Annotated in this window: 25 protein-coding genes; 8 read left to right on the top strand and 17 right to left on the bottom strand. The window is 67.5% G+C overall.

Annotated elements, in window-relative coordinates:
- Positions 1-3: 3 nt before the first annotated feature.
- The 3 genes from AC1RHV_RS14340 to AC1RHV_RS14330 form a co-directional block, all read right to left on the bottom strand.
- On the bottom strand, positions 4-483 hold the full coding sequence (locus AC1RHV_RS14340; protein ID WP_013391063.1) for a GlcG/HbpS family heme-binding protein: 480 nt from the start codon (positions 481-483) through the stop codon (positions 4-6).
- A 39-nt stretch (positions 484-522) separates the two neighbouring features.
- On the bottom strand, positions 523-1,983 hold the full coding sequence (locus AC1RHV_RS14335) for an aldehyde dehydrogenase family protein (protein ID WP_054455318.1): 1,461 nt from the start codon (positions 1,981-1,983) through the stop codon (positions 523-525).
- 176 nt (positions 1,984-2,159) lie between these two features.
- Positions 2,160-3,692 (bottom strand): hypothetical protein, encoded by a 1,533-nt coding sequence (locus tag AC1RHV_RS14330; RefSeq protein WP_175162036.1) that lies wholly within the window; start codon positions 3,690-3,692, stop codon positions 2,160-2,162.
- A 229-nt stretch (positions 3,693-3,921) separates the two neighbouring features.
- On the opposite strand from AC1RHV_RS14330, the gene AC1RHV_RS14325 reads away from it, so the two are divergent.
- A complete protein-coding gene (locus tag AC1RHV_RS14325; protein ID WP_054455320.1) occupies positions 3,922-4,665 on the top strand; it encodes a sulfite exporter TauE/SafE family protein in 744 nt (247 codons plus the stop codon).
- A gap of 79 nt (positions 4,666-4,744) precedes the next feature.
- Positions 4,745-5,464, top strand: coding sequence for a GntR family transcriptional regulator (locus AC1RHV_RS14320; RefSeq protein WP_054455322.1), 720 nt, complete (start codon positions 4,745-4,747; stop codon positions 5,462-5,464).
- Between the two features lie 85 nt (positions 5,465-5,549).
- Here AC1RHV_RS14320 and AC1RHV_RS14315 read toward each other — a convergent pair whose 3' ends face one another.
- The 4 genes from AC1RHV_RS14315 to AC1RHV_RS14300 form a co-directional block, all read right to left on the bottom strand.
- Positions 5,550-5,900, bottom strand: a complete 351-nt coding sequence (locus AC1RHV_RS14315; protein ID WP_054455325.1) for a 2Fe-2S iron-sulfur cluster-binding protein — start codon at positions 5,898-5,900, stop codon at positions 5,550-5,552.
- Positions 5,897-6,226, bottom strand: a complete 330-nt coding sequence (locus tag AC1RHV_RS14310) for a hypothetical protein (RefSeq protein ID WP_054455326.1) — start codon at positions 6,224-6,226, stop codon at positions 5,897-5,899. The genes AC1RHV_RS14315 and AC1RHV_RS14310 overlap by 4 nt, the downstream gene beginning before the upstream one ends.
- A gap of 5 nt (positions 6,227-6,231) precedes the next feature.
- Positions 6,232-6,531, bottom strand: a complete 300-nt coding sequence (locus tag AC1RHV_RS14305) for a 2Fe-2S iron-sulfur cluster-binding protein (RefSeq protein WP_054455328.1) — start codon at positions 6,529-6,531, stop codon at positions 6,232-6,234.
- A gap of 72 nt (positions 6,532-6,603) precedes the next feature.
- Entirely contained in the window at positions 6,604-7,335 is a 732-nt protein-coding gene (locus AC1RHV_RS14300) for an iron-containing redox enzyme family protein (RefSeq protein ID WP_054455904.1), read from the bottom strand.
- A gap of 237 nt (positions 7,336-7,572) precedes the next feature.
- On the opposite strand from AC1RHV_RS14300, the gene AC1RHV_RS14295 reads away from it, so the two are divergent.
- Positions 7,573-7,788: a hypothetical protein gene (locus AC1RHV_RS14295; protein WP_175180385.1), complete on the top strand. Its 216-nt coding sequence runs from the start codon at positions 7,573-7,575 to the stop codon at positions 7,786-7,788.
- A 51-nt stretch (positions 7,789-7,839) separates the two neighbouring features.
- On the opposite strand, the gene AC1RHV_RS14290 is transcribed toward AC1RHV_RS14295, so the two are convergent.
- Positions 7,840-8,235, bottom strand: a complete 396-nt coding sequence (locus AC1RHV_RS14290) for a DUF2809 domain-containing protein (protein ID WP_175162034.1) — start codon at positions 8,233-8,235, stop codon at positions 7,840-7,842.
- 124 nt (positions 8,236-8,359) lie between these two features.
- Between AC1RHV_RS14290 and sorA the strand changes: the two genes are divergently transcribed.
- From sorA to AC1RHV_RS14275, 3 genes are all read left to right on the top strand, one after another.
- The gene (gene sorA, locus AC1RHV_RS14285; RefSeq protein WP_054455332.1) at positions 8,360-9,595 is read left to right on the top strand and encodes a SorA family sulfite dehydrogenase catalytic subunit; all 1,236 of its coding nucleotides are present in this window, start codon (positions 8,360-8,362) and stop codon (positions 9,593-9,595) included.
- Between the two features lie 10 nt (positions 9,596-9,605).
- On the top strand, positions 9,606-9,950 hold the full coding sequence (gene sorB / locus AC1RHV_RS14280; protein ID WP_054455334.1) for a SorB family sulfite dehydrogenase c-type cytochrome subunit: 345 nt from the start codon (positions 9,606-9,608) through the stop codon (positions 9,948-9,950).
- A 146-nt stretch (positions 9,951-10,096) separates the two neighbouring features.
- Positions 10,097-11,788, top strand: a complete 1,692-nt coding sequence (locus AC1RHV_RS14275) for an MFS transporter (protein WP_119449907.1) — start codon at positions 10,097-10,099, stop codon at positions 11,786-11,788.
- Positions 11,789-11,815: 27 nt separating this feature from the next.
- Here the strand turns inward: AC1RHV_RS14275 and AC1RHV_RS14270 are convergent, their stop codons facing one another.
- The 3 genes from AC1RHV_RS14270 to AC1RHV_RS14260 are packed head-to-tail and all read right to left on the bottom strand — an operon-like array spanning position 11,816 to position 14,773.
- Positions 11,816-12,553 carry a phosphoribosyltransferase gene (locus AC1RHV_RS14270; protein WP_119449906.1) on the bottom strand — a complete coding sequence of 246 codons (738 nt, stop codon included), beginning with the start codon at positions 12,551-12,553 and terminating at the stop codon, positions 11,816-11,818.
- Between the two features lie 27 nt (positions 12,554-12,580).
- Positions 12,581-13,765: a M20 aminoacylase family protein gene (locus AC1RHV_RS14265; RefSeq protein ID WP_119449905.1), complete on the bottom strand. Its 1,185-nt coding sequence runs from the start codon at positions 13,763-13,765 to the stop codon at positions 12,581-12,583.
- Between the two features lie 27 nt (positions 13,766-13,792).
- Positions 13,793-14,773 (bottom strand): Bug family tripartite tricarboxylate transporter substrate binding protein, encoded by a 981-nt coding sequence (locus AC1RHV_RS14260; protein ID WP_492301139.1) that lies wholly within the window; start codon positions 14,771-14,773, stop codon positions 13,793-13,795.
- Between the two features lie 129 nt (positions 14,774-14,902).
- On the opposite strand from AC1RHV_RS14260, the gene AC1RHV_RS14255 reads away from it, so the two are divergent.
- Positions 14,903-15,853, top strand: coding sequence for a LysR family transcriptional regulator (locus AC1RHV_RS14255; protein WP_119449903.1), 951 nt, complete (start codon positions 14,903-14,905; stop codon positions 15,851-15,853).
- An 18-nt stretch (positions 15,854-15,871) separates the two neighbouring features.
- On the opposite strand, the gene AC1RHV_RS14250 is transcribed toward AC1RHV_RS14255, so the two are convergent.
- Positions 15,872-16,849, bottom strand: a complete 978-nt coding sequence (locus AC1RHV_RS14250) for a tripartite tricarboxylate transporter substrate-binding protein (protein ID WP_306651848.1) — start codon at positions 16,847-16,849, stop codon at positions 15,872-15,874.
- Between the two features lie 182 nt (positions 16,850-17,031).
- Here AC1RHV_RS14250 and AC1RHV_RS14245 point away from each other — a divergent pair, with 182 nt between their 5' ends.
- Positions 17,032-18,441: an MFS transporter gene (locus tag AC1RHV_RS14245; protein ID WP_175162023.1), complete on the top strand. Its 1,410-nt coding sequence runs from the start codon at positions 17,032-17,034 to the stop codon at positions 18,439-18,441.
- A 7-nt stretch (positions 18,442-18,448) separates the two neighbouring features.
- Here AC1RHV_RS14245 and AC1RHV_RS14240 read toward each other — a convergent pair whose 3' ends face one another.
- From AC1RHV_RS14240 to hutU, 5 genes are all read right to left on the bottom strand, one after another.
- Positions 18,449-19,201 (bottom strand): carbon-nitrogen hydrolase family protein, encoded by a 753-nt coding sequence (locus tag AC1RHV_RS14240; RefSeq protein WP_233564521.1) that lies wholly within the window; start codon positions 19,199-19,201, stop codon positions 18,449-18,451.
- 146 nt (positions 19,202-19,347) lie between these two features.
- Positions 19,348-20,565 (bottom strand): imidazolonepropionase, encoded by a 1,218-nt coding sequence (gene hutI, locus AC1RHV_RS14235; protein ID WP_492301137.1) that lies wholly within the window; start codon positions 20,563-20,565, stop codon positions 19,348-19,350.
- Between the two features lie 26 nt (positions 20,566-20,591).
- A complete protein-coding gene (hutH, locus tag AC1RHV_RS14230; RefSeq protein ID WP_492301136.1) occupies positions 20,592-22,121 on the bottom strand; it encodes a histidine ammonia-lyase in 1,530 nt (509 codons plus the stop codon).
- Between the two features lie 27 nt (positions 22,122-22,148).
- A complete protein-coding gene (locus tag AC1RHV_RS14225) occupies positions 22,149-23,567 on the bottom strand; it encodes a purine-cytosine permease family protein (RefSeq protein ID WP_492301134.1) in 1,419 nt (472 codons plus the stop codon).
- Between the two features lie 66 nt (positions 23,568-23,633).
- A complete protein-coding gene (hutU, locus tag AC1RHV_RS14220) occupies positions 23,634-25,313 on the bottom strand; it encodes a urocanate hydratase (protein WP_175162015.1) in 1,680 nt (559 codons plus the stop codon).
- Positions 25,314-25,498: the final 185 nt, after the last annotated feature.

Raw genomic sequence — 25,498 nt, 5'->3', positions numbered from 1 at the left:
CGCTTATTTCTTGATGTCAGCCTCGACCAGCACTTTCATGCCGCGCGGCTCCAGCAGCGTCGCCAGTGCCGCAAGCGCGGCCAGACCAGCCTTGGTGTCCTGTTCGCCGTTGCCGCCGCTCAGGCCCACGCCGCCGATCACTTCGTTGTTGACCACAATGGGAAAGCCGCCGACAAACACGGCGAACTTGCCGTCAAAGCTCCACTGGATGCCGAACGCTTCGTTGCCGGGCAGCGCGGGACCGTTGGGCGGCGTGTTGAACAGATGCGTGGAACGCTTGTGCCCGGCCGCTGTGAATGCCTTGTTCCAGGCAATCTGCGGGCCGGTGATGCGGGCGCCGTCCATGCGTTCCAGCGCGATGGGATAGCCGCCGTCGTCGACGATGCAAATCGTCTCCAGCACGCCGATCTCTTCCGATTTGGCGATGGCCGCGCGCACCATCACGCGCGCTTCTTCAAGTTCCAGACGATAGACCTGCTTCATGGGGATGACCTCCTTTGCTTGCGTGTAGGGACCGCAGCCTCAGCCGGCGCGGTAGACAGTCTTGATCTGCGTGTAGAACTCCAGTCCCACGCGCCCCGATTCGCGGAACGTGGAAGTGCTGGAGTGCTTGAGTCCGCCGAACGGCGCGTTGATCAGGTTGCCGGTGGTGGTCCGATTGATCTTCACGGTGCCGGCCTGGATGTCGCGGGCGAAACGGTGGGCATAGCGCGCATCGGTGGTGGCGATGGCGGCCGACAGGCCGTATTCGGTGTCGTTGGCGCGGGCAATGGCGTCTTCGTAGCCGTCCACTTCAATCAGCGCGATCACCGGGCCGAAAATCTCTTCACGGGCGATGCGCATCTGCTGCGTGACGTCGGTGAACAGCGCGGGCGACACGTAATAGCCGCGCTCGAACCCGGCACCCGTCAGGCGGTCGCCGCCGTACAGGTGCGTGGCCTCCTGCTTGCCGACCGCCACGTAGCCCAGCACGTTGTCCAACTGCTTGGCGGTGGCCAGCGGCCCCAGGTCGAAGTTGCCGTCCAGGCCGTTGCCTATGGTCAGCGTCTTGATGCGGGCCAGCAGCTTGTCGGTGTAGGCCTGGCGCACGCGCTTGTCCACCAGCACCCGGCTGGTGCCGGTGCAGGCCTGGCCGCTGAGCGAAAAGCCGCCCTTCACAGTCAGGTCCACGGCGCGGTCCAGGTCGGCGTCCGCCAGCACGATCAAGGGATTCTTGCCGCCCAGTTCCATCTGCGTGCGGGTGGTCAGGCCGGCGGTCCGGTGTATCTGCTCGCCCGCGGCGGTGGAGCCTGTAAAGGAAATCGCCCGTACCGCGCGCGCACCGGTGATGGCCTCGCCCACGGCGCCGGCCGGGCCGGTCAGGAAGTTCAGCACCCCGGCCGGCAGGCCTGCCTGCACGAAGGCTTCGGTCAGCCGGTAGCCCGACATGGGTGCGTCGGACGAGGGCTTGAACACCACGGTATTGCCCGTGATGAGCGCCGGGGCAATCTTGCGGGCGGGGATGGATATAGGGAAGTTCCAGGGGGAAATCACCGTCACCACGCCCAGCGGTTCGCGCTGGCTGTAGACCACCATGTCCGGATCGTCGTTGGGATAGGTTTCGCCCGTGAATGACTGCCCTTCCACTGCGTAGAAGCGGATCGTCTGCGCCGAACGCAGCACCTCGTCCCGGGCCAGGTTCAGGCTCTTGCCCTCTTCGCGGGTCAATTCGCGCGCGATGTCGTTGGCGTGGTCTTCCAGGTACTGGGCCGCGCGGAACAGGATGGCGGCGCGCTTGGAGATCGGCGTATCGCGCCAGCCGGCGAAGGCGGCCTCGGCGGATGCCACCGCCTGGCGGGCGTCTTCGGCGTCCGACACCTGGAAACGGCCCACGATGTCGCTGGTGTCGGCCGGGTTGATGTTGGGCGCCGTCTTGCCGGTGCCGCTGGGCACCCAGCTGCCGCCGATGTGGTTCAGGAATGTTTGCTGCGAGAGATCGTCCACGGAAGCTCTTCCTTAGTCTGCGCCCGTCTGGCCGCAAGTGCCTGGGCGGGTTGGCTTATGAACATTGTATACTTTAATCAATATGGATCGATACGTGTAAACCCCTGCTCCGGACAGGTCGCCACCTGGAAAAAAGGGTCCCCGCAGGGACCCCAAAGCAGCGCCACAAACAGGTATCAGCTCCAGATCAGCACGGCGCAGATCGTGGAGACGAACAGCGCCAGCAGCACCGGCACCAGCAAGGCGCGCACCAGCGACAACACGTTCACCCGCGCAAAGCCCGCCACCGCGATCAGCGAGGACCAGGCGATCAGCGTGCCGCCGCCCGTCCAGACCGCGCCCATCTGGCCCACTGCCGCCAGCGTCGCCGGGTCCACGCCCACTACAGGGCCCAGGGCGCCGGACAGGGTGCCGGTCAGGGGCAGGCCGGCGAAGCCCGATCCGTCGATGCCGGTGATCATCCCGACCAGCAGCACGCCGAACGCCACGAGGAAATGGTTTTCGGGGATCAGGTGCTGGCCAGCGGAGATCACCTCGAACAGCAGGCCCGGCGCCTGCGCTTGCGGCACGCCCAGGATCTGCGCGGCGGTTTCATTGGCGCCCACGAAGAAGAAACCCGCGATCGGCAGCACCGACCCCATGGCCTTGAAGGCGAACACGAAGCCGTCGGTGACGTGTTCCGGACAGACGTCCAGCATCTTGCGCGGGCCTTCCGCGGCCAGGGTCACCAGCATCATCACGACAAAGGCCACGCCGCCCACCAGCGCCGCCGCATCGCCGCCGCGCAGCGCGGGCAGGGACGGGAACAGGCGCGGCAGCACCATGACCGCGATCACCGCGAGAAAGGCCAACGGCGTCACCACGGCAAAGGTCTTGGACCAGCGCACGCGGCGGCGCTCTTCGTCGCTCAGGGCCGGGCCGCTGGGCAAGGCAGGGTCCGCGCCCATGGTGCCCCGTGCCAGCTCGGCCTTGTCGAAGGAGCCGGACTGTTCGATGCGCGCCAGGCTGCCGTCCTGCGCGCGGGCCTGCCAGGCGGACAGGAGCCCCGCATCGGCCGGCACGATGTGCTTGCGGATCAGCAGGTAAGCGGCCACCAGCGCGACCCCGCCGGTGATGAGCGATAGCACCAGCGCGCGGTCCGCGACCACGGCGGCGCTAACCGCCGCCCCGGCAGCCTTGGCGCTGATGCTGGGCGCCACGCCGATCACGTAGTCCGAGGACAGCGCCATGCCCTGGCCGGCGATGGCGATGGCCATGGCGCCCGCCAAGGGCGGCAGGCCCGCCGCGATGGCCGCGGGCAGCAGGATGGCGGACACCAGCGGCACCGCCGGCGTCGGCCAGAAGAACAGCGAGATCACATAAGTACAGAGAGCGATGATCAGGAAGGACGAATGCCCGCCCCGCATGACGCGGCGAAACGGCTGCACCATGCGCACGTCCGCCTGCAGGGTTTTCAGCGCATTGAGCAGCGCCGTCATGAAGGTGATCACCAGGAAGATGTTGAACAGCTCCTTGGCCGCCACGAAGCTGGCCGAGAAGATGCCTATCAGGGCGCTGATCGGATTGCCCGTGATGGCCAGCACCACCAGAAAGGTGCCGATGACCGACGGCACCACCACGTTGGCCCGCAGAATCATCGTCAGGATGATGGCGGCCACGCTGATCAGGTACATCCAGTGAGCAGCGTTGAGCACTACGTCCGCTTGCATGTGCTATTCCCCTTGTATGCGTGGCAGTTATGTCGCCACGTTCGGTATACTATATTTCGTTTGTAGCCATACCAATCAAAATATGCAGCGCCTAGGGAAAGCGATAATTCTGAAAAATCCATGAATAGCGCCGAAAAATCAGGGGATTACCCTAGTTTTTGAAGCACTTCATGAAATTCGGAAAAATCCTGGATAGACTATCGTATACATAGTAAAGACTGCTCCAGGCATGCCATCCTCCCTGCCGTATCCCGATCTTCTGCAGTACGCCACCATGGCCGCCGTGGTGTTCGGCGCCGCGATCGCGCAGGGCGTGGGCGGCGTGGGCTTCGCGATGTTCGCCGCGCCGGTGGCGGCCATGTTCTTTCCGCAGTTGGCGCCGGGGCCGCTCTTGACGCTGGGCGGCTTCATTTCGCTGCTGACCGCATTGCGCGAGCGGGCCGCCATCGACTGGCCTTCGGTGTCCTACGCGCTGGCGGGACGCGCCGTCGGTACGCTGATCGCGATCTACGCCATGACGCGCTTCGCGCCGCAGGCGCTGGGGGTGCTGTTCGCCGCCCTGATCCTGGTGGCCGTGGCGCTGAGCGCGGCCGGCCTGCACTTTTCCGCCACGCCCGGACGCGTGTCCGGCGCGGGCGTGGCCTCGGGCATCATGGGCACCATGACCTCGGTGGGCGCGCCGCCCATCGCCATCGTGATGCAGCACGCGGCGCCGCCGCGCCTGCGCGCCACGCTCGGCATGGTGCTGTTCCTGGGATCGATCTTCTCGCTGGCCATGCTGGCATGGGCCAAGCGGTATACGGGCTATCACGCCGGACTGGCGCTCAGCCTGGCGCCTTTCCTGCTGGCCGGTTTTGCGGTCTCCAACCGGCTGCGCCACCGTCTGCCGCCGCGCGCGGTGCGCGGCGTGCTGCTGGCGGTATGCGCCTTGGGCGCGCTGGGCGTACTGGCCAAGGCTTTTTGGGGACACTGATGCGGTGCGCCCCCCAAGCCATGCAGCTACACCCGGTAATACAATGGAGACTGTATCCATTAAGCCAAACCTGCTCGCCATGACAACCTCACCCGTCAGCCCGCAAGCCGCAGCAACGCAGCATTCCGCCTCGCTGAAGATCGGCGAGCAGCATCCGCAGTTGTTTGCCGTCATCCGCGACAAGCTGCGCGAGCGCATCCTCAGCGGCGAGTTCACGCCCGGCGACCGCCTGGTCGAGGGCCGCCTGTCCGAGGAAATGGGCGTCTCGCGCATCCCCGTGCGCGAAGCGCTGCGCGCATTGGCCGCCGAAGGCCTGGTGACCATCGAGCCGCGCCGCGGCGCGTCCGTGTCGGTGCTGTCCGACGCCGTCGCCTACGACATGGTGGAGGTGCGCGCCACGCTGGAAGGCCTGAACGCCAAGCTCGCGGCGCAGCGCCGCGATGAGAAAACCGTGGAACGCCTGCAGGCCTTCCTGCGCGAAGGCACGGAAGCGGCGCGCGGCGAACAGCTGGACAAGTTCCTGGCGCTGAATTCCCAGTTCCACGAAATGCTGGCCACCATCGGCGGCAACGTGGTGCTGACCGACCTGATGCGTTCGTTGCGCGACCGTACGGCGCTGCTGTTCGCGCCCAGCAATATGCTGCGCGCCAAGCAGAACTGGGATGAGCATTCGCAGATCCTCAACGCCGTCATCGCCGGCAACGGCGACCTGGCCGCGCTGCTGGCCAGCCAGCACGTGCATAACGCCGCCAAGGCCTATACGGAAGCCCAGCAGCAGCCGCACGCGTCGGTGGCCTGAACGGGCCTGCCGCGCCTGAAACTCATCACACCGAGCCGGCCGCGCGGCCAGGAGCCAGCGCCGGTCGGCCAGGGCCTTGCAGCCCTCAGGTCGCCGCTTCCACGGGATCGGATGCCGCGCCGACCACCACGCCCTTGCCGTTCTGGATCACCCACGACACCTTCACATCGCCATTGACGAAGGTCTGGCAGGCCATGCGGTAGCCGGCCTCGAAGTCTTCGGGACGCAGATGCTTGCGCTCCTTCGGCTTGATGGCGTCGGTGTTTTCCAGCCCTTCCTCGATGCGGCACTTGCAGGTGCCGCACAGGCCGCCGCCGCACTTGAAGGGAATGCCGCCCTTTTCCTTGAGCGACACGCGCAGCAGATTGCTGTTCTCGGGCGCCGTGGCGACCTTGCCGCCATTGGAGATGAATGTGATCTGGACCATGTTGTTCAGTGCTCCGCGGCGACCGCGCCGGAGCGCAGCGTCAAGGTCGATTCCATGCTGCCAAAGCGCGTCAGGTGGGCCAGTTCCTTGCGGGCGGCTTCCACCGACGCGAACTTCTCCAGGAATTTGGAGGGCACGCGGTTCACCACGTAGGGCGGCGTTTCCTCGGTGACGATGAGCTTGGTGTCGCCATGCAGGCGGGCGATGCGGTAGACGGCCAGCGCGCGGCCGTAGAACGCGTAATCGTAGGTTTCAAGGATATCCACCGCGCCATCGTCCGCTTCCGTGCGGAATACGCCGGGCTTGGTGGTCAATATGACGTATACCGGGTCCATTGCCGCTACGCCTCCACGTCCTGGACCAGCTCGATATCACTGGTAAGCCAGAGCTGGCACGCCAGCCGGTAACCCTGGTCGATGCGTTCGCCCAGCTGCTTTTTTTCCTTCCAGTTCACCGGCGGCAGATGCTCGGCCCCGGCCAGCACGCGGCAGGCGCATTTTGCGCACTTGCCCATGCCGCATTCGTAGCGCAGATGCGGATACGGAAACTGCTTGATGCCGGCCCGCACCACCAGGTTGGTGTTGTCCTTCACCACGTCGGTGTAGGTCTGGCCGCCCTTATGAAACACGATGGTAGGCATGGATACTCTGCTCTGGGGTCTGCGGGGCCGCGGCCGTCCGGCGCGAAAGCGCCAGACGGCCTTGCGGTGTGCTCAGGCGGCAAGGCCCAGTTCGGGCAGCGTGATTTCCTGCTGCACGTAGTCGGTGTAGAGCGCGGTCGTGTACAGCAGCCGCATCTGCGCGCCGATCTCGCAGATCTTCAGGCAGCGCTGCTGCAGGTCCACCGTGTTGGCGTGCTCCAGCACGATCTGGTAGCCGCGTTCGCCGTGGATTTCGTCGGACACGATGTGCAGGTCGAAGAACTCCACTTCCTCGTCGGTGAAGCCGTACTTCTCGCGCAGGGTCGGGGTCTGCTTGCGGTAGATGGACGGCACTTGCGATTCCAGGCCCACCACCAGCCCGGCCACCGCCACGATGGGGTCCTCGCGCATGGCCACGGCGTAGCACCAGCTTTGCAGGGCGCGCGTGGTGGGCGACATGTTGTCGGGGTTGGTGACGCGTTCGCGGGTGGTGCCGCAGGCTTCGGCAAAGCGGATCAGCAGGTCCGTGTGGCGGTCGCCCCCGATTTCCTCTTCATACATATTGGCCAGCAGGAAGTCCTTGGCCTCGGTGTAGGAGTCGGGCGTGCGGGCGTACAGATAGCCCAGGTAGTCGGCGAACGGGCCCACGTAGTGGTAGTGGTTCTCGGCCCAGCGCTGCAGATGCTGGCGGCTGAGCTTGCCTTCTGCCCAGGCGATGGAAAAGGGCGAAGCGTTGGCGCTCTTGCCCTTGATCGCGTTTTCCAACGCGGTACGGAATTCATCTCGGTTCATCAGTTCAGCCATGACTCGCTCCAGGTCCATTGGTGAGGATTCCAGGCTGGTCTAAGCCCGGGCATGTTGAACATTGTATACCGTCTACTATTTTGAGCTGCTAGGGCAATCCCGGAGATTGGTCAAACGCTGCCCAATAAACAGGGACAGTCTTTATGGATCAATGACTTGGCGTGCGCACGCGGGGGCTGGCCGGAATGCGCACGCACTGGTACAATGAATACACTTTCAATGCAATACGGAAATACCATGAATACCCGCCATCCCCTGGGAGACGCCCCGATCGGCCAACAATTGCTGACGCATTACGCCCGCCGCGACGCCGTGCGCCACGCCACCCCGCTGTTTCCTTCGTCCTGGGCCGAGCTCTTCGCGCCGTTCCGCAACGCCCGCCTGCAGCCGCTGCGCGCAGCCAAGCCCGCCGCGCACGCGCACGACGACGGGCCGGTCTGCCAGGCAGGCTGATTCCCTGATGGAAGCCCGGCTGATTCGGCCGGACACAAAGACGAAAAGCGCCTAGGCGCCGCGCAACGCGGCGCCCCGCCGCCGGTTCCAGGCGGCCAGCGCCAGCACCAGGAAGAATCCCAGCGTATAGGCCAGCATGTCCCACCAGTCGGGCACGCTGCCCAGGATCACGCGCAATACCGGCTGCTCCAGCCGCCAGCCGAAATACCGGGCCAGGTACTGCCCCAGTTCCACCGCGTAGCCGGTGCACAGCGCGGCCAGCGCCAGCGGCAGCACGCCGGCGCGGATGAAGCTGCGATACACCAGATAGGCCCAGCCCACCGCCACCACGTCGCCCACGAAGCCCCGCAACAGGGGATAGGGCGCGCCCAGGGTGGCGATCAGCGCTTCCAGCGCGGTTACGGCCAGCAGCGCGGCAAAGGCGCGCTTGTTGAAGGTCAGGGTCATCGGTGCGAAAAACGCGGAAATTGAAACGGGCAGCGCGGACGTTAACGCATTTGTCAGGCCGCCGCGCGTAGGCTCGTCTGAACGCGCCGGGGCAGGGCGCTGACAAGAACGAGGAGACACCAAGATGAGCACATCCGACCCGAATGGGCGCCGGCGCTTCCTGCGCCAGGCCTGTACGCTGGGCGCCACCGGCACGCTGGCCGGCCATGCGCTGACCAGCCTGGCGGCGCCGGCCACCGTCACGCTGCCGTTCGCCAACGGCGAGCGCGACCTGATCGCCTATCCGCAAAAGCGGCCCCTGATCCGCCAGACCTCGCGCCCGCCGCAGCTGGAAACGCCGTTCGCGGTCTTCAATGAGAACATCATCACGCCCAACGACGCGTTCTTCGTGCGCTACCACCTGGGCAACATCCCCACCGCCATCGACCTGAACACCTACCGCATCAAGGTCAGCGGGCTGGTGGACAAACCCCTGGAGCTGTCGCTGGCCGACCTGAAGCAGCAGTTCGGCAAGCCCGTGGAACTGGTGGCTGTCACCCAGTGCTCGGGCAACAGCCGCGGCTTCTTCGCGCCACGCGTGGGCGGGGGGCAACTGGGCAACGGCGCCATGGGCAATGCCCGCTGGCTGGGCATCCCGCTCAAGCGCGTGCTGGAAAAAGCCGGCATCCGCGCCGGCGCGCGCCAGGTGACGTTCGAGGGCATGGACCGCCCGGTGCTGCCCGGCACGCCGGAGTTCGTCAAGGCGCTGGACGCCGCCCATGCGCTGGACGGCGAAGTCATGCTGGCCTACGCCATGAACGGCGCCGACCTGCCCATGCTCAACGGCTATCCCGTGCGCCTGGTGGTGCCGGGGTACTACGGCACCTACTGGGTCAAGCACCTGGCCGACATCAAGGTGCTGGACAAGGAGTTCGACGGCTTCTGGATGCAGAAGGCCTACCGCATTCCCGACAATGATTGCGCCTGCACGCCGCCGGGCAAGGCGCCGGAGAAGACGCGCCCCATCGGCCGCTACAACGTGCGCAGCTTCATCACCAGCCTTGCCGAAGGCGCCCGCGTCGCCCGCGGCAAGCTGGTACAGGTGCGCGGCATCGCCTTCGATGGCGGCAAGGGCATACGCGAGGTCCAGTTCTCGTCGGACGACGGCAAGACCTGGCAGGCCGCCAAGCTCGGCCGCGACCTGGGCCGCTATTCCTTCCGCGAATGGCACGCCGATTTCACGCCCAAGACCGCCGGCGACTACACGCTGAAGGTCCGCGCCACCAACACGGCCGGCGAAACCCAGCCGCTGGACCCGCTGTGGAACCCGGCCGGCTACATGCGCAACGTGGTCGAAGCCGTCCGCGTCACCGCCGCCTGAGGAGAGCGCCATGAACCGCCTTATCCGTCGCTGCCTGCCGGCGCTCGCGCTGGCCTGCGCCTGTCTCTCCCCGGCCGCCCAGGCCCTGGAAATCAAGCTGCCCCAGGAAACCGCCACACTGCATTCCGGCACCGGCGCGGGGGCCCAGCATGCGGCCCTGTGCCTGATGTGCCATTCGGTGGACTACGTATCGTCGCAGCCGCCCATGCCCCTGGGCTTCTGGGACGCCGAGGTCAAGAAGATGGTGGGCACCTACGGCGCCCCCATCCCCGCCGACCAGGTACCGTTGATCGTGGAATACCTGAACCAGGCCTATCCGCCGGCCCCTGCGCCGGCCCCGGCCGCCAAGCAATAGGCGGCCTCCCTGCAGCAGCCCCGGGGCGGCGCGCGACCGCCCCGCAGCGCCGCGCGCGCTCCCTTCGATCGCTGGCTTAGGCGTACCATTACCCGACCCAGACCACGTCCGAAAGGAGCGCCCGCGCGGCGCCCCGGAAGAACCCCATGCTGCAACCCGTTTCGGCCAACACCGATCTGCCCGCGGACGCGCCAGCCGCCCCCGCCCCCGTGCTGCAGGTCAGCACGCTATCCCCCTTCGCGTTTCCGGCGTTCCGCATCATCTGGATTGCCAACCTGTTCGCCAACCTGGGCACCTGGGCGCAATCCGTCGCTGCCGCATGGATCATCACCACCGAGCAAAGCAGCCCGCTGATGGTCGCCATGATCCAGGTAGCCGCCGCCTTCCCGCTGGTGGCGCTGTCCATCCTGACCGGCGTGCTGGCGGACAACTACGACCGCCGCAAGGTCATGCTGACCGGCATGCTGCTGGAGCTGACGGGCGGCGTCTTCATCACCATCCTGGCCTTTGCCGGCCTGCTGCATCCCATCACGCTGATCGCGTCGGTGTTCTGCATCGCCATCGGCAGCGCCATCGTCACGCCAGCCTGGCAGGCCGCCGTAGGCGAACAGGTGCCGCGCGCGCACGTCGGCAGCGCGGTACTGCTGAACAGCGTCAACTTCAACGTGGCGCGCGCGGTCGGCCCGGCCATCGGCGGCCTGCTGCTGGGCGCCATGGGCGCGCCCTGGGTGTTCCTGCTGAACTGCTTTTGCTACGGCGGCCTGATCTGGGCGATCTGGCGCTGGAAACGCGACCTGCCCGTGCGCCGCCTGCCGCCCGAAGGCATCCTGGAAGGCGTGGTCGCCGCGCTGCGCTACACCCAGCATTCAACCGTCACCCGCGTCGTGATGCTGCGCTCGTTCGCCTTTGGCCTGTCGGCCAGCGCGCTATGGGCCTTGCTGCCGCTGCTGGCGCACGAACACGAAGGCGGCAGCGCCCTGCTGTACGGCTACATGCTGGGCGCGCTGGGCCTGGGCGCGATCCTCGGCAGCGCCGTGGTGCGGCGGGTCCAGGCGACCTTGGGCGCGAGCGGCCTGATCAGCGTGGCGGCGGCCCTCCTGGCCGCGTGCCTGCTGGCGCTGGGCCTGGCCGGCACCCTGTGGGTGGCTTTTCCCGCGCTGCTGCTGTCCGGCAGCTGCTGGATCGGCGTGCTGGCCACCTACAACACCACCGTCCAGATGCTGGTGCCGGACTGGGTCAAGGCGCGCGCGCTGGCGCTGTACCAGACGGCCATCTTCGGCGGCCTGGCGGCTGGCTCCTTCATGTGGGGCCATTTCGCCGGCACCATGGGCGTTTCCGGCGCCCTGGCCACCGCCGGCATCATGCTGGGCATCACCGTCGCGCTGATGTACCGCTCGCGGCTGCCCGAACATCTGGACACCACGTCGCTGGCGCGCGCGGACGCCACCGAGCCGGCGATGGCCGCGGTCGGCTTCAACACGCAGCACGGCGCGGTGCTGGTCGCCGTGGAGTACCTGATCGAAAAGGAAAAGCTGTCCGCGCTGATCGGCGCGGCGCATCCGCTGCGCCTCATGCGGCTGCGCAACGGCGCGCAGCAATGGCAGCTGTTCCGCGACCTGGAGCGCGAGGGCGTCTGGCGCGAAGTCTTCCTGGTGGAAAGCTGGATGCAGTACCTGCGCATGATCGACCGCATGACGCTGGAGGACAAGATGGTGCTGGACAAGGTGCGCGCGCTGCACGCCGGCGACAAGCCGCCGGTGGTGTCGCGCAACGTCAGCTATCTGGCCATGAACGAGGCGCAGGGCTTCTCGCTGCGCCGCGATCCGGAGTCTCTGTAGGCGCCGCGCCGGCGGGCCTGCCGGGCTTCAGGCGGCCGTTTCGGGCGCCCAGCCCGCGGCCGTGCGGCGCATGCGCGGCGACTCGAACGCACAGGCCACCGGAATCGGCGCGCCATCCGCGTCCACCAGCCGCTCGCGCCAGCGCTCGCCCTGGCACATGGCCACGACGATGCCCGCCACTTCCGCGCCGCAGCGCGCCAGCAGTTCCAGCGCGGACAGCATCGTCTGCCCCGTGCTGACGGCGTCGTCCACCACCAGCACGCGGCGCCCCGCCAGGCTGCCCGCCAGATTCGGATCCACGTACAGCAGCTTTCCGGCATCCGGCGTGGTCAGCGACTGTACCGGCACGGCCAGGCGTTCGTCGTACCAATACTTGCGCGAATAACCGAAGGGCACGTAGCGCGTGAACCCCAGGCCGCGCGCCACCATGGGCGCGAAAGCGAGGCCCAGCGTCGGCAGGCCCACGACCACCTCGGCCTTGAAGGCGCGCGCGCGCTCGGCCATGAAGCCGGCCAGGGCATCGACCACCTCCAGGCTGGCATGGTTGGCAATCAGCGAGGCCACGCAGCGATCAGGGTCGCCGGGCACGCCGCGCAGCGGCAGCACCAGGTAGCGGCCGTCAGGCAGCCGTGCTGGATAGCCGCGGGAATAGGGCGGACCCACCGGCAGCGCCAGCGCATCGGCGCTGACGATCTCCTGCCAGTAGTCGGTGGTGGCGTCGAAGGCCGGCGCGCCGGCGGCAATCGGGTCGTGTGAGGCAGTCATGCGTCGCGGAAAAGTAGCGGCTGCCGGTCAGCGCGCGCCGGCGGCCAGATAGGCTTCCGCCAGCGTCACCCAGTAGCTGGCCGTGACCGGCAGGATGTCGTCGTTGAAATCGTAATCGGGGTTGTGCACCATGCAGCCGCCTTCGCCCTCGCCATTGCCGACGATGAAATAGCTGCCGGGCACCTGCTCCAGCATGAAGGCGAAATCATCGCTGGCCTGCAACGGCTCCAGGTCGGGGATCAGCAGGTGTTCGCCCAGCCAGCCGCGCGCGACCTCGGCCGCGAACTGCGTGGCGGCGCGGTCATTGACCACCGGCGGATAGCGCCAGCGGTAGTCCACGTCGACGCTGGCGCGGTGCACCGCGGCCTGCGCCGTAGCGATCGCCGTGATGCGCTCGCGCAGCAGCGCGCGCGTTTCAGGGCGGCGTGCGCGCACCGTCAGGCGCAGCTCCACCGACTTGGGAATCACGTTGGGCGCGTCACCGCCGTGGATGGCGCCTATGGTCACCACCGCCATGTCGTTGGGATCGATCTCGCGCGAGACGATGGTCTGCAAGGCCAGCACGATGCTGGCCGCCGCCACGATGGGGTCCACCGCCACGTGCGGCATGGCCCCATGGCCGCCCACGCCGCTGACGGTCAGGATTACCGTGTCGGACGAGCTGTACATCACGCCGGAGCGGAAGCCGAAATGGCCGGCCGGATAGCCCGGCTCGTTGTGGAAGCTGTAGACGGCGTCGCAAGGAAAGCGTTCGAACAGGCCGTCGGCAATCATCTTCTGCGCGCCGCCATGGCCTTCCTCGGCGGGCTGGAAGATCAGGTGCACGGTGCCGTCGAAACGGCTGCGTTCGGCCAGCGCGCGGGCCGCGGCCAGCAACGTGGCCGTGTGGCCGTCGTGGCCGCAGGCGTGCATCTTGCCGGGATTCTGGCTGGCGTAGGGCAGGCCGGTGGTCTCATGGATGGGCAGGGCGTCCATATCGGCGCGCAGGCCCAGCCGGCGCGCGCCGCTGCCCCGGCGCAAGGTGCCCACCACGCCGGTCACGCCCAGGCCGCGATGCACTTCGTAGCCCCAGGCCGCCAGCCTTTCGGCCACCAGTTCGGCCGTGGCGACCTCTTGATAGGCCAGTTCGGGATTGGCGTGGATGCGATGGCGCAGCGCCACCATCTCTTCCTGGATGGCCTGGATCTCGGGCAGCACGGGGGGGGTATTCATGGCATGGCTTCCTGCAAAGGGGCAGGCCTATTCCTGCTGGATGTTGGCGCTCTTCACGATGTGCGCGTACAAGGCTTTTTCCTTCTTCAGGAAAGCGGCGAAATCCTGCGGCGTGCCCTGTCCGGGCATGGCGCCGCCTTCGGCCAGGCGCTTTTGCACCTCGTCCATGTGCAGCACCGCATTCAGCTCCAGGTTCAGGCGCTCGACCACGGCGGGGTCGGTGCCAACCGGCACGAACACGCCGGTCCAGGTGTTGAGTTCAAAGCCCTTGAGCGCCGGCGTCTCGCCAAACGCCTGCACCTGCGGCAACGTGTCCACGCGCGCGGCGGACGTCACGCCCAGCGCGTCCAGCTTCTTCTGCTGCACCAGCGGCGTGGCGCTCGTGGTCACCAACAGGCCCAGGTCCACCTGGCCGCCCATGACGTCGTTGGTGATCTGCGCGCCGCCGCGGTAGGGCACATGCACCAGCTTGACCTTTGCCTGGTCCTGCATCACCTCCATCGCCAGATGCAGCACGGTGCCCACGCCCGACGAAGCGTAGGTCAGCGTGTCGGGTTTCTCGCGCGCCAGCGCGATCAGCTCGTCCATGTTCTGCACCGGCAGGCCCGGACGCGCCAACAACACCACGGGCGCGGTGGTCACCAGCGCCACCGGCGCGAGATCGGCTTCGGCGTCGTACTTCACGGCCGAGTTGATCAGCCGGGCCACGCTGATCGGGCCGTCAAAGCCCATCACCAGCGTGTAGCCGTCCGGCTTGGCATGCACGGCCTTGGCCACGCCCAGCACGCCGCCCGCGCCCGCCACGTTGTCGACGATGACGGACTGCTTGAGGCGGTCCGACAGCTTTTGCGCCACCAGGCGCGCCGTGGTGTCGACGTTGCCGCCCGGACTGAACGGCACGATCAGGGTCAGGGGCCGGGCGTCGGGCCAAGTGTCGGCGCCGGCCGCGGGGGCAAGGCACAGCGCGGCGGCCAGCGCGGACACGGACAGGAACAGGCGTTTGAACATGGAAGGAGCGGGGTCGGAGCGAGGAACGCGCGTGGAACCGGCAGCGCGGAGGAGGGCGACGGCGCCATCCTAACCAGATCCTGGTGATAACTGAAATGCTATATTTTTATAGATTCATCAGGCAAATCTATGACCAAGCGCCCTGCTTCCGATAGCCACGCTGCCCCCGCCCGCCAGCCCACGCTACGCCAGCTGCGCGGTTTCAAGGAAGTGGCCCGCCACGCCAGCTTCAGCCGCGCCGCCGAGGCCCTGGCGCTGAGCCAGCCGGCCCTGTCCGCCGCCATCCGCGAGCTGGAAACGCTGATGGGCGTGGCCCTGTTCGAGCGCAGCACCCACCATGTGCGCCTGACGCCCGCCGGACAAGCGGCGCGCGCGCAGATCGAATGGCTGCTTAACAGCTATACGCAGGGCGCCGAAGACCTGCAGCGCCTGCTGGACACGCAGGCCGCCACGGTGCGCATCGGCTGCATTCCGTCCACCATGCACCTGCTGGCGCCGGTGGTGGCGCAATGGCGCCTGCGCCATCCCGAAATCGTGCTGATCCTCAGCGACCACCTCAACGACGAACTCATGGCCGCGCTGGGCAATGGCGAACTGGATATTGGCCTGGGCCTGGACTTCGGCCTCACGCCCGGCGTGGCCGCGGCTTTCGTGGCCGAGGACGACCTGGTCGCGGTGCTGGCCGATACGCACCGGCTGGCGCGGCGCCAGGCGGTGACCTGGCAGGATTTGAAGGCGGAGCCATTGGCCGTGCTGTCGCGCGGCAGCACCTACGAAATGATCGTGGCCACGCTGCGCCAGCTGGGCTCGGACCTGGCCGCGACCGACACCCTGAATTACACCGACACGCTTTACAGCCTGGTGCGCGCGGGATTGCGCGTGGGCCTGATCTCGCGCCTGTACACGCAGGGGCAGCGGCAGGACGGCCTGGCCATCGTGCCATTGCAGCGTCCGCGGCTCACGCGGCGCATCTGCCTGATGATGCGCGCGCCCGAACAGCAGGCCCGCGCCGCGGTGCGGCTTTGCCACGCCGAACTGGCCCAATTGCTGCGTGAACGCGCGGCCATCCGGACACCCTAGAAAGCCGGACGCGGGCGCTCAGCCGCCCGTCCGCGCACGCCAGGCCACGGCGCGTTCGGCCCAGGCCTGATGGATCGCGTTCATGTTGCGCGCCAGCGTGGCGGCATCGCCGAAATTCACACGCGACCCCTGCAAGTGCAGCTGCATGCGGACTTCCTCCGATTCGAGGGCCCGCGCCACCTGCTGCTGCAGTTGCTCGACGCGGGCCGGTGCCACGCCGCGCGGCGCGAACAAGCCGGCCACACCGCCGCGCTCCAGTCCCGCGAAGCCCTGCTCGGCAAAGGTGGGAACATCGCCCAGATCGGCATGGCGGCCTGGACCCGAAATCGCCAGCAGGCGCAGCCGCCCGGCGCTTGCCGGCTCCCGCAATTCGGCGAGGGATGTCAGGCCCAGCGCCAGATAGCCGGCCTGCAGATCGGTCACCAATGGCGCGCCGCCGCGATAGCACACTGCCGTGGCCGCCACGCCGAAACGCTCGGCCAGCAGCTCCACGGCCAGCTCCGGCACGCTGCCGGGCGCCGGCACGCCCACCGGCAGCGGCCCCTCGTGTCCGCGCAGATCCTGCAGCTTCAACCAAGGCGAATCCGCCCTGACCGCCAGCGCAATGGCGCTCTGGTCGGTCGTCTGTGCCACCGCCGCGAAATCATCCGGCGACGCAAAGCCGGCCTGCGCCACGATATGCGGCAAGATGGCCAAGGTGTGCTCGTTGGTGAACAGCAGGGTATGCCCATCCGGGCGCGCAGCCAGCAGCTCCTGCGCCGCCAGCAAGCCCCCCGCGCCGGGCCGATTTTCGACCAGCACCACCTCGCCCAGGCCGGCCTCCAACTGCCGCGCCAACAAACGGGCGATCACATCCACCCCGCCCCCCGGAGGAAAGCCGACCAGGATGCGAGTCAGAGGCACGGCCCCAAGACGCCCTGCCGCCGCAGCGCCCAGAACGCCCAGCGCGAGCGCCGGCAAGAGCCGGCGACGGCGCTGGGATACGCCAAATTGCATGGTCGACCACTCCTTGGAAACGCGGCCGGGTGCCGCGCAGGCGGCAGGATAAGGAGAAACGCCCTGCAAGGAAAGCCTGCTCTCCACCCGGTCCGCGGGCCGGATCCCTTAACACGTTCTAGAATCAGTGATCGCAGCTTCCGGCCCTCTGTCCGGACGCGTTGCCCCCCGTGGTCCCGTACATGCTCTCGTTCTCCCGCAATACCGTCTATCCGGCCGGCGTCGGCCTGCCGGCAGCCGAACGCCCGGGCGCGCTCCTGGCCGTCATGCTGGCCCTGTGCATGGCCAGCCTGGACACCGCCATCGCCAACACGGCGCTACCCACCATTGCGCGCGACCTGCAGGCCAGCGATGCCGGGTCCATCTGGATCGTCAGCGGCTATCAGTTGGCCATGGTGGCGGGCCTGCTGCCGGCCGCGGCGCTGGGCGAAATCCTGGGCCACCGGCGGGTCTATATCGTGGGGCTGGCGATCTTCATCCTGTCTTCGCTGGCCAGCGGCCTGGCGCCGTCCTTGCCCACGCTGGTGATCGCGCGCGTGCTGCAAGGCCTGGGCGCGGCCGGCGTCATGAGCGTCAATGGCGCGCTGCTGCGCTTCATCTACCCCTCGCACCTGTTGGGCCGCGGCCTGGGCCTGAACGCCATGGTGGTGGGCATCTCCTTCGCGGCAGGGCCGACCGTGGCTTCGGCCATCCTGCTGCTGGGATCCTGGCACTGGCTGTTTCTGATCAACGTGCCCATCGGCCTGCTGGCTTTCGCGCTGGGCCTGCGCAAGCTGCCCGGGACCGCGCGTGCGCCGCATCGCTTCGACGGCCTGGCCGCAGTGCTGTGCGCCCTGACGCTGGGCCTGTTCGTGCTGGGGTCCAACGAATTGGCGCACGCCGCCCCCTTGCCGCGCGTGGCGCTGGAATGGGGCATCGCCGCAGCCAGCCTGTGGCTGCTGATGCGCCGGCAGGCCGGCCACCCCGCGCCCATCCTGGCGGTGGACCTGTTGCGCCGGCCCTTGTTCGCGCTGTCCGCAGCCACTGCCGTGTGCGCGTTCGCGGCGCAGGCGCTGGCCTTCGTGTCGCTGCCGTTCCTGCTGCAAGCCACGCTCGGCTACAGCCAGGTGCAGACCGGCTTTCTCATCACGCCCTGGCCGGTGGTGGTGGCGATCATGGCGCCGATAGCGGGACGGCTGTCGGACCGCTATGCGGCCGGCGCCCTGGGCGGCGTGGGTTTAGCCCTGCTGGCGCTGGGCCTGGCCTCAATGGCGCTGATGCCGGCCTCGCCATCAGTCTGGGACCTCTGCTGGCGCATGGCGCTGTGCGGCGCCGGCTTCGGCTTCTTCCAGTCGCCCAACCTGCGCGCCATCATGATGTCGGCGCCGGCCTCGCGCGCCGGCGGCGCCAGCGGCATGATAGGCACGGTGCGGCTGCTGGGCCAGGCCTCGGGCGCGGCCCTGGTAGCCGCCTGCTTCAACATTTCCAGCACGCACGGCGCCATTGCCGCGCTGTGGCTGGGTTGCGTGTGCGCCGCGCTGGCCTGCGTCGCCAGCTTTTCGCGGCTGCGCTTTGACGCGAGCGAGCCGGCGCAGGCCGGCTCGACGCGCTAGCGCCGCGCTATTCCCGCACGTAGCACGGGTACTGCGACTGCTGCGCGCGCGCACGCGCCGGATCCACCTCGATCACCACGATGGATTCGGTGTCGCTGGTTTGCGCCAGGGGTTCGCCATCCGGCTGGAATGCGAATGCCGTCCCCCCGAATACCTGCCCCGCCGCCGTGCGCCCCGCTCGGTTCGAGCTGACCACATAACAGCCCGACACCAGCGCCGCCATGGCGCCCGCCGTCAGCCAGCGGCGCGTCGACGCGCTGCTGGCTCGCGGCGCCACGATCAGCTCGGCCCCCGCGCGTCCGTAGGCGCGCGAGCGCTCGTTGAACATCAGTTCGGTGCATAGCTGCACGCCCAGGCGTATGCCGCCCACCTCGAATACCTCGAAGCCGTCCATGGCGGCATGGAACCAGGTCGCTTCGAAATAGCCCGGTTCCTCCGGGAAGTATTGCTTGTGGTGCAGCCGTGTATAGCGGCCGTCCTGCAAGGCGAACGCCTCGTTGGCCAGCCGTCCACCCGCATGCACCGGCCGCGACGACACGACGGCCGGCACTCCCAGCGCCGCCAGCGCAGCCAGGCCCGCCTCGTGGATGCGCACCGACGCTGCCGCGCGATCCGCGTCGTATTGCGGGTCCGCGGCCACCCAGGGGCCGAACGGCATTTCACTGGTCACCAACAGATCCGGGGCCAGCTCGCCGATGCGTTCGGCGATGCCTTCCCAGGTCGCGCCCTTGGGCTCCAGATCGGCCGGCCCTTCCATCATGCATATCCGCATACCCACATCCAATCTGATCGCGCGCTCCGGGATGAACGCGTCATCCACGGATGGTAGACCGCCTGCGGCGACTGCGGACGCGCGCGGGTCCAAGCCGTCCGTTGCGGGCGCGATCCTGTCCGGATCTGCCCGTTTCAGGCAAGCGTTGCGGCGTCGACCAGCGCGCCATGCCGGACCACCCGCTTGGGCAGATCGCCGCCTATCCAGTAGGCCAGTTCGGCGGGATGCCGCACCTCCCAGGCGACGAAGTCCGCATACTTGCCGACTTCCAGCGTGCCATGCGTGGCCTGCAGGCCCAGCGCTTTGGCCGCATGCGCCGTCGCCCCCGCCAACGATTCTTCGGGCGTCAGGCGGAACAGCGTGCAGGCCATGCTCAACATCAGCCGCAGCGACAGAGCGGGCGAGGTGCCGGGATTCAGGTCGCTGGAGATGGCGATGGGTACGCCATGGCGGCGCAACAGGTCGATGGGAGGCAGCTTGGTCTCGCGCAGGGCGTAGAACGCCCCAGGCAGCAGCACCGCCACCGTGCCGGCCTGCGCCATTGCCAGCACGTCGCTTTCGGTCAGGTATTCCAGATGGTCCGCCGACCAGGCGCCATAACGTGCGGCCAGCGTCGCGCCGTGCAACAAAGACAGTTGCTCCGCATGCAGCTTCACGGGCAGCCCCAGTTCACCCGCGGCCTGGAACACCCGTTCGACCTGCGCCGGCGTGAATGCCAGATGCTCGCAGAAGGCATCCACCGCGTCGATCAGGCCCTCGGCCGCCAGTACCGGCAACATGCGGCGCGCAACTTCATCGACGTAGTCGTCGGCCCGCCCGGCATACTCGGGCGGCAGCGCGTGCGCGGCCAGGCAGGTCGCGCTGACGGTCAGCGGCAAAGTCTGGCCCAGGCGCCGCGCCACCCTGAGCATCTTGCGCTCGTTGGGCAGGTCCAGCCCATAGCCCGATTTCACTTCCAGCGTGGTCACGCCGTCGCGCATCAGATGCAGGGCGCGCCTGCGCGCGCTGGCGTAGAGTTCGTCCTCGCTGGCGGCGCGGGTGGCGCGCACGGTGCTGGCGATGCCGCCGCCTTGCGCGGCAATGGTGGCGTAGTCCACGCCTTGCAGGCGCTGCTCGAACTCCAGGCTGCGATCGCCGCCAAACACCAGATGGGTGTGGCAATCGATCAATCCGGGCGTGACCCATGCGCCGCCCAGGTCATGCTCGCCCGCAACGTCCGCTGGCGGCAGCGTTGCCTCGGGACCGATCCATTCGATACGGTTCTCGCGCGTGACGATGGCGGCCCGTTCGATCACGGAGTATTTGCCTTGCGCCATCGTGGCTGCGTGGCAATTGCGCCAGACCTGTCTCATGCGTAGGCTCCTGTTGCGCGCCGGCGTTAAAGACTGGGCAACAGGCCCGCCGGCACCAGCGCCGTCAGACCCTGGCCCGCGATGAGCAGACTCGCCGCCTCGATGTCGGGTGCGAAGAAGCGGTCCCGCTCATAATGCGCCACTTTCTCGCGCAACAGGCTGCGCGCACGCTCCAGCTTGGGCGCGGTCTTCAGGCCCTGGCGGAAATCCAGGCCCTGGCAGGCGCCCAGCCATTCGATCGCGAGGATGTCGCGCACGTTCTCGGCCATGGGCCAGAGCCGCTTGCCCGCATTCGGCGCCATGGACACGTGGTCCTCCTGGTTGGCCGAAGTCGGCAGGCTGTCCACGCTGGCCGGGTGCGCCAGCGCCTTGTTGTCGCTGGCCAGCGCCGCCGCGGTCACCTGGGCAATCATGAAGCCGGAGTTCACGCCGCCGTTGCTCACCAGGAACGGCGGCAGCTGCGACATGTGCTTGTCCATCATCAGCGAAATACGGCGCTCGGACAGCGCGCCGATCTCGGCCAGCGCCAACGCCAGGTTGTCCGCCGCCATGGCCACGGGCTCGGCATGGAAGTTACCGCCCGACACCACGTCGCCCTGCTCGGCAAACACCAGCGGATTGTCCGAGACCGCGTTGGACTCGATCTCCAGCACCTGGGCCGCATGGCGTATCTGCGTCAGGCAGGCGCCCATGACCTGCGGCTGGCAGCGCAGCGAATAGGGGTCTTGCACCTTGTCGCAGTTTGCGTGTGAATGCCCGACCTCGCTGTCCTCGGTCAGCAGATTGCGGTACACGGCCGCCACGTCGATCTGGCCAGGCTGACCACGCGCGGCGTGGATGCGGGGATCGAACGGTGCGCGCGATGCCAGCATGGCTTCCACGCTGAGGCTGCCGCAGACCAGCGCGGCAGCCAGCAGATCCTCGGCCTCGAACAGGCCGCGCAGCGCATAGGCCGTCGAAACCTGCGTACCGTTCAAGAGCGCCAGGCCTTCCTTGGCCGCCAGCGTCAGGGGTTCCAGCCCCGCCTGGGCCAGCGCTTCGCGCGCGGGCAGCCAGGCGCCGCGATGGCGCGCCTTGCTCTCGCCCAGCAGCAGCAGGGACATGTGCGCCAGCGGCGCAAGGTCGCCCGACGCGCCCACCGATCCCTTCAGCGGAATATGCGGATAGACCTCGGCGTTCACCAGCGCGATCAACGCGTCGATGACCTTGCGGCGGATGCCCGAATAACCCCGCGCCAGGCTGTTGATCTTCAGCACCATGATCAGCCGCACCATCGCGTCGTCCAGCGCCTCGCCCACTCCGGCCGCGTGCGACAGCACCAGCGAACTCTGCAGGGCTTCCAGGTCCTCGCGCGCGATCCGCGTCGTGGCGAGCAACCCGAATCCGGTGTTGATGCCGTAGGCCGTGCGGCCTTCATCGATGATGCGTTCGACGCAGGCCACGCTGGCCTCGATCGGCCCGGCGGCAGCCGGGTCCAGCGTCACGCGCGCCGGCTGCTGATAGACGCGCCGCAGGTCCGCCAAGGTCATGTGGCCGGGTGTCAGATGCAATTCCATTGTTGTTCTCCTAGGCGAGTGCCGGCGTCAAAGCGTATGGGTGGCGCGGGCGGCGCCGCGAGGTTGCGGTACGGCATCCCGGCGCGCGAACAGGTAATACAGGATGCTGGGCACGACCAGGCCGATGATCCACGAGATATCCACCCCGCCCAGGCGCTCGACCATCGGACCCGTGTAGAGCTTGGTCGAAATGAAGGGCATCTGCACCAGCACCCCGAACAGATATATTAGGATCCCTGGCCAGTTCCAACGGCCATAGCGCCCATTCGGATCCGACAGCGCTTCCACGTCGTATTGCTCGCGGCTCACGAAGTAGTAGTCGACCAGATTAACCGCGCTCCACGGCACGAAAAACGCCAGCAGGAACAGGATGAAGGACTTGAACGCGTTCAGGAAGGAATGCTGCCCGATTAGCGCCACCGCCGTGGCCGCCGCGACGATCACCAGCACCAGCAGCGCGCGCTGCCGGCGGGAAATCTCCACATGTCCGCGAAAGCCGCTGGCGATGGTCGCGATGCACATGAAGCTGCCGTAGGAGTTCAGCGTCGAAATCGTGACCTTGCCAAACGCGATGATGAAGTACAGCAGCGCGGCCATGGCTCCCGTGCCGCCCAGCCCGACGATGTAGGCGACCTCGCGCCCGGCAAACTGGCCGGCCGCCATGGCCGCGGCCAGCACGCCCAGCACCATTGCAATCTGCGCGCCCAGCACCGAACCCAGCCCTACCGCCAGGAAGGTCTTGAACGACGAGGTCCGGCTCGGCAGATAGCGCGAGTAGTCCGCGACGTAAGGCCCATAGGCGATCTGCCACGATGCCGCCAGTGAAACCGACAGCAGGAAGGAACTCCACGTGAAGTGGCGGATCTGCAGCAACTGGCCCACGTCGCCCAGCGCGATCACGCGGCTGAACAGGTAGAAGAAGGCAATGATGCCCAGCACCGTCGCGATCCGCCCGATGATGTGGATCATGCGGTAGCCGAACAACGTCACCCCGGCGATCACGGCGGCGAATATCAGGATGCCGGCCGTATCGCTCACGCCGAACAACTGGCCCAGGGCCTGCCCCGACAGCACCGTGCCCGTGGCCGTGAATCCCAGGTACATCAGGCACACCAGCACGATGGGGATCGCCGCGCCATAGACGCCGAACTGCACCCGGCTGGAGATCATTTGGGGCAATCCCAGCTTGGGTCCCTGGGCCGCATGCAGCGCCATCACCGCGCCGCCAAAAACCTGGCCGACGAACAGCCCGATCAGCGACCAGAGAACGTCTCCGCCCAGCACCACCGCCAAGGCTCCGGTGATGATGGCGGTGATCTGCAGATTGGCGCCCATCCACAGCGTGAACTGGCTGTAGAGCTTGCCGTGGCGCTCCGTTTCGGGAATGAAATCGATCGAGCGCCGCTCGATGAGCGGCCCTCTTGCTGCCTGGCTGTCCTGAGTCATTGCGTAGTCTCGGTCATGGCGTATGGACGGGCGCGGTCGCGGCCCGCAGGTATGGGCGGCGCGGTATCAGCGCTTGCCCGCAAGCATGGGCAGATTCAGGCCCTGCTCCTGCGCGCATTCAATGGCGGCTGCGTAGCCCGCGTCGGCATGCCGCATGACGCCCGTGCCCGGATCGTTGGTCAGCACGCGGGCGATGCGCTCGGCCGCCTCGTCCGTGCCGTCGCAGACGATGACCATGCCGGCATGCTGCGAAAAGCCCATGCCCACGCCGCCGCCATGGTGCAGCGACACCCAGGTCGCGCCGCTGGCCGTGTTCAACAAGGCATTCAGCAGCGGCCAATCGGATACCGCGTCCGAACCGTCGCGCATCGATTCCGTTTCACGGTTGGGGCTGGCGACAGAGCCGGAATCCAGATGGTCGCGGCCGATGACGATGGGCGCCGACAGCTCGCCCGTGCGGACCATTTCATTGAACGCCAGGCCCAGCTTGGCGCGCTGACCCAGGCCCACCCAGCAGATGCGCGCCGGCAGGCCCTGGAAGCTGATGCGTTCGCGCGCCATGTCCAGCCAGCGGTGCAGGTGTGCGTCGTCCGGGATCAGTTCCTTGACCTTGGCGTCGGTCTTGTAGATGTCCTGCGGATCGCCCGACAGCGCGGCCCAGCGGAACGGGCCCACGCCGCGGCAGAACAATGGCCGGATGTAGGCGGGCACGAAACCCGGAAAATCGAACGCGTCCGCCACGCCTTCTTCCTTGGCCATCTGGCGGATGTTGTTGCCATAATCGAAGGTCGGAACGCCCTGGCGCTGGAAGGCCAGCATGGCCTGCACGTGCACCGCCATGGACTGCTTGGCCGCCTTGATGACGGCGGCCGGTTCGCGCTTGGCGCGCGCGCGATAGTCCTGCCAGGTCCAGCCGGCCGGCAGATAGCCGTTCAGCGGATCGTGCGCGCTGGTCTGGTCCGTCACCATGTCCGGGCGCACGCCGCGGCGCACCAGTTCCGGCAGGATCTCGGCGGCGTTGCCGCACAGGGCGATGGAAACGGCGCGGCCTTCCTGCGTGTACTTGGCGATGCGCGCCAACGCGTCGTCCAGGTCGCGCGCCTGTTCGTCCACATAGCGGGTGCGCAGGCGGAAATCGATGCTGGTCTGCTGGCATTCGATGTTCAGCGAGCAGGCGCCAGCCAGCGTGGCCGCCAGCGGTTGCGCGCCGCCCATGCCGCCCAGGCCGGCGGTCAGCACCCAGCGCCCTTTGAGGTTGCCGCCATAGTGCTGGCGGCCCGCCTCGACGAAGGTCTCGTACGTACCCTGCACGATGCCCTGGCTGCCGATGTAGATCCAGCTGCCCGCCGTCATCTGGCCGTACATGGCCAGGCCCTTGGCATCCAGTTCGTTGAAGTGTTCCCAGGTGGCCCAGTGCGGCACCAGGTTGGAGTTGGCGATCAGCACGCGCGGCGCGTTGGCATGGGTCTTGAAAACGCCTACCGGCTTGCCGGATTGCACCAGCAGGGTTTCGTCTTCGTTCAGGTTCTTGAGCGATTCGACGATCTTGTCATAGCAATCCCAGTCCCGGGCGGCGCGGCCGATGCCGCCGTAAACCACCAGTTCCTTGGGGTTCTCGGCCACGTCGGGGTCCAGGTTGTTCATCAGCATGCGCAAGGGGGCTTCGGTCAGCCAGCTCTTGGCGTTCAGTTGGTTGCCGCGCGGTGCGCGGATGACCACGTCGCGGTATCGGTTCGAGTTGTCCAAGAGGCTCTCCTTGATCGGTTCGGTTGCGCGCCTGCGTGGCGCTGCGCTTGTCTGGATCATAGGATGCCTATGCTTGTATATACAAGTCAATATGAGTCGATTTTTCTCAGGGATTACCCGAATAAAAAAGCCGAGGCGACAGCACCCCGGCTTTCATCGGCAACAACGGAATACGGCCGCTCCAG

The organism is Achromobacter sp. GW823-FHT04E03 (assembly GCF_058796095.1).
Note: the sequence above shows the minus strand (reverse complement) of the source record. Positions and strands in the feature narration are given on the sequence as shown.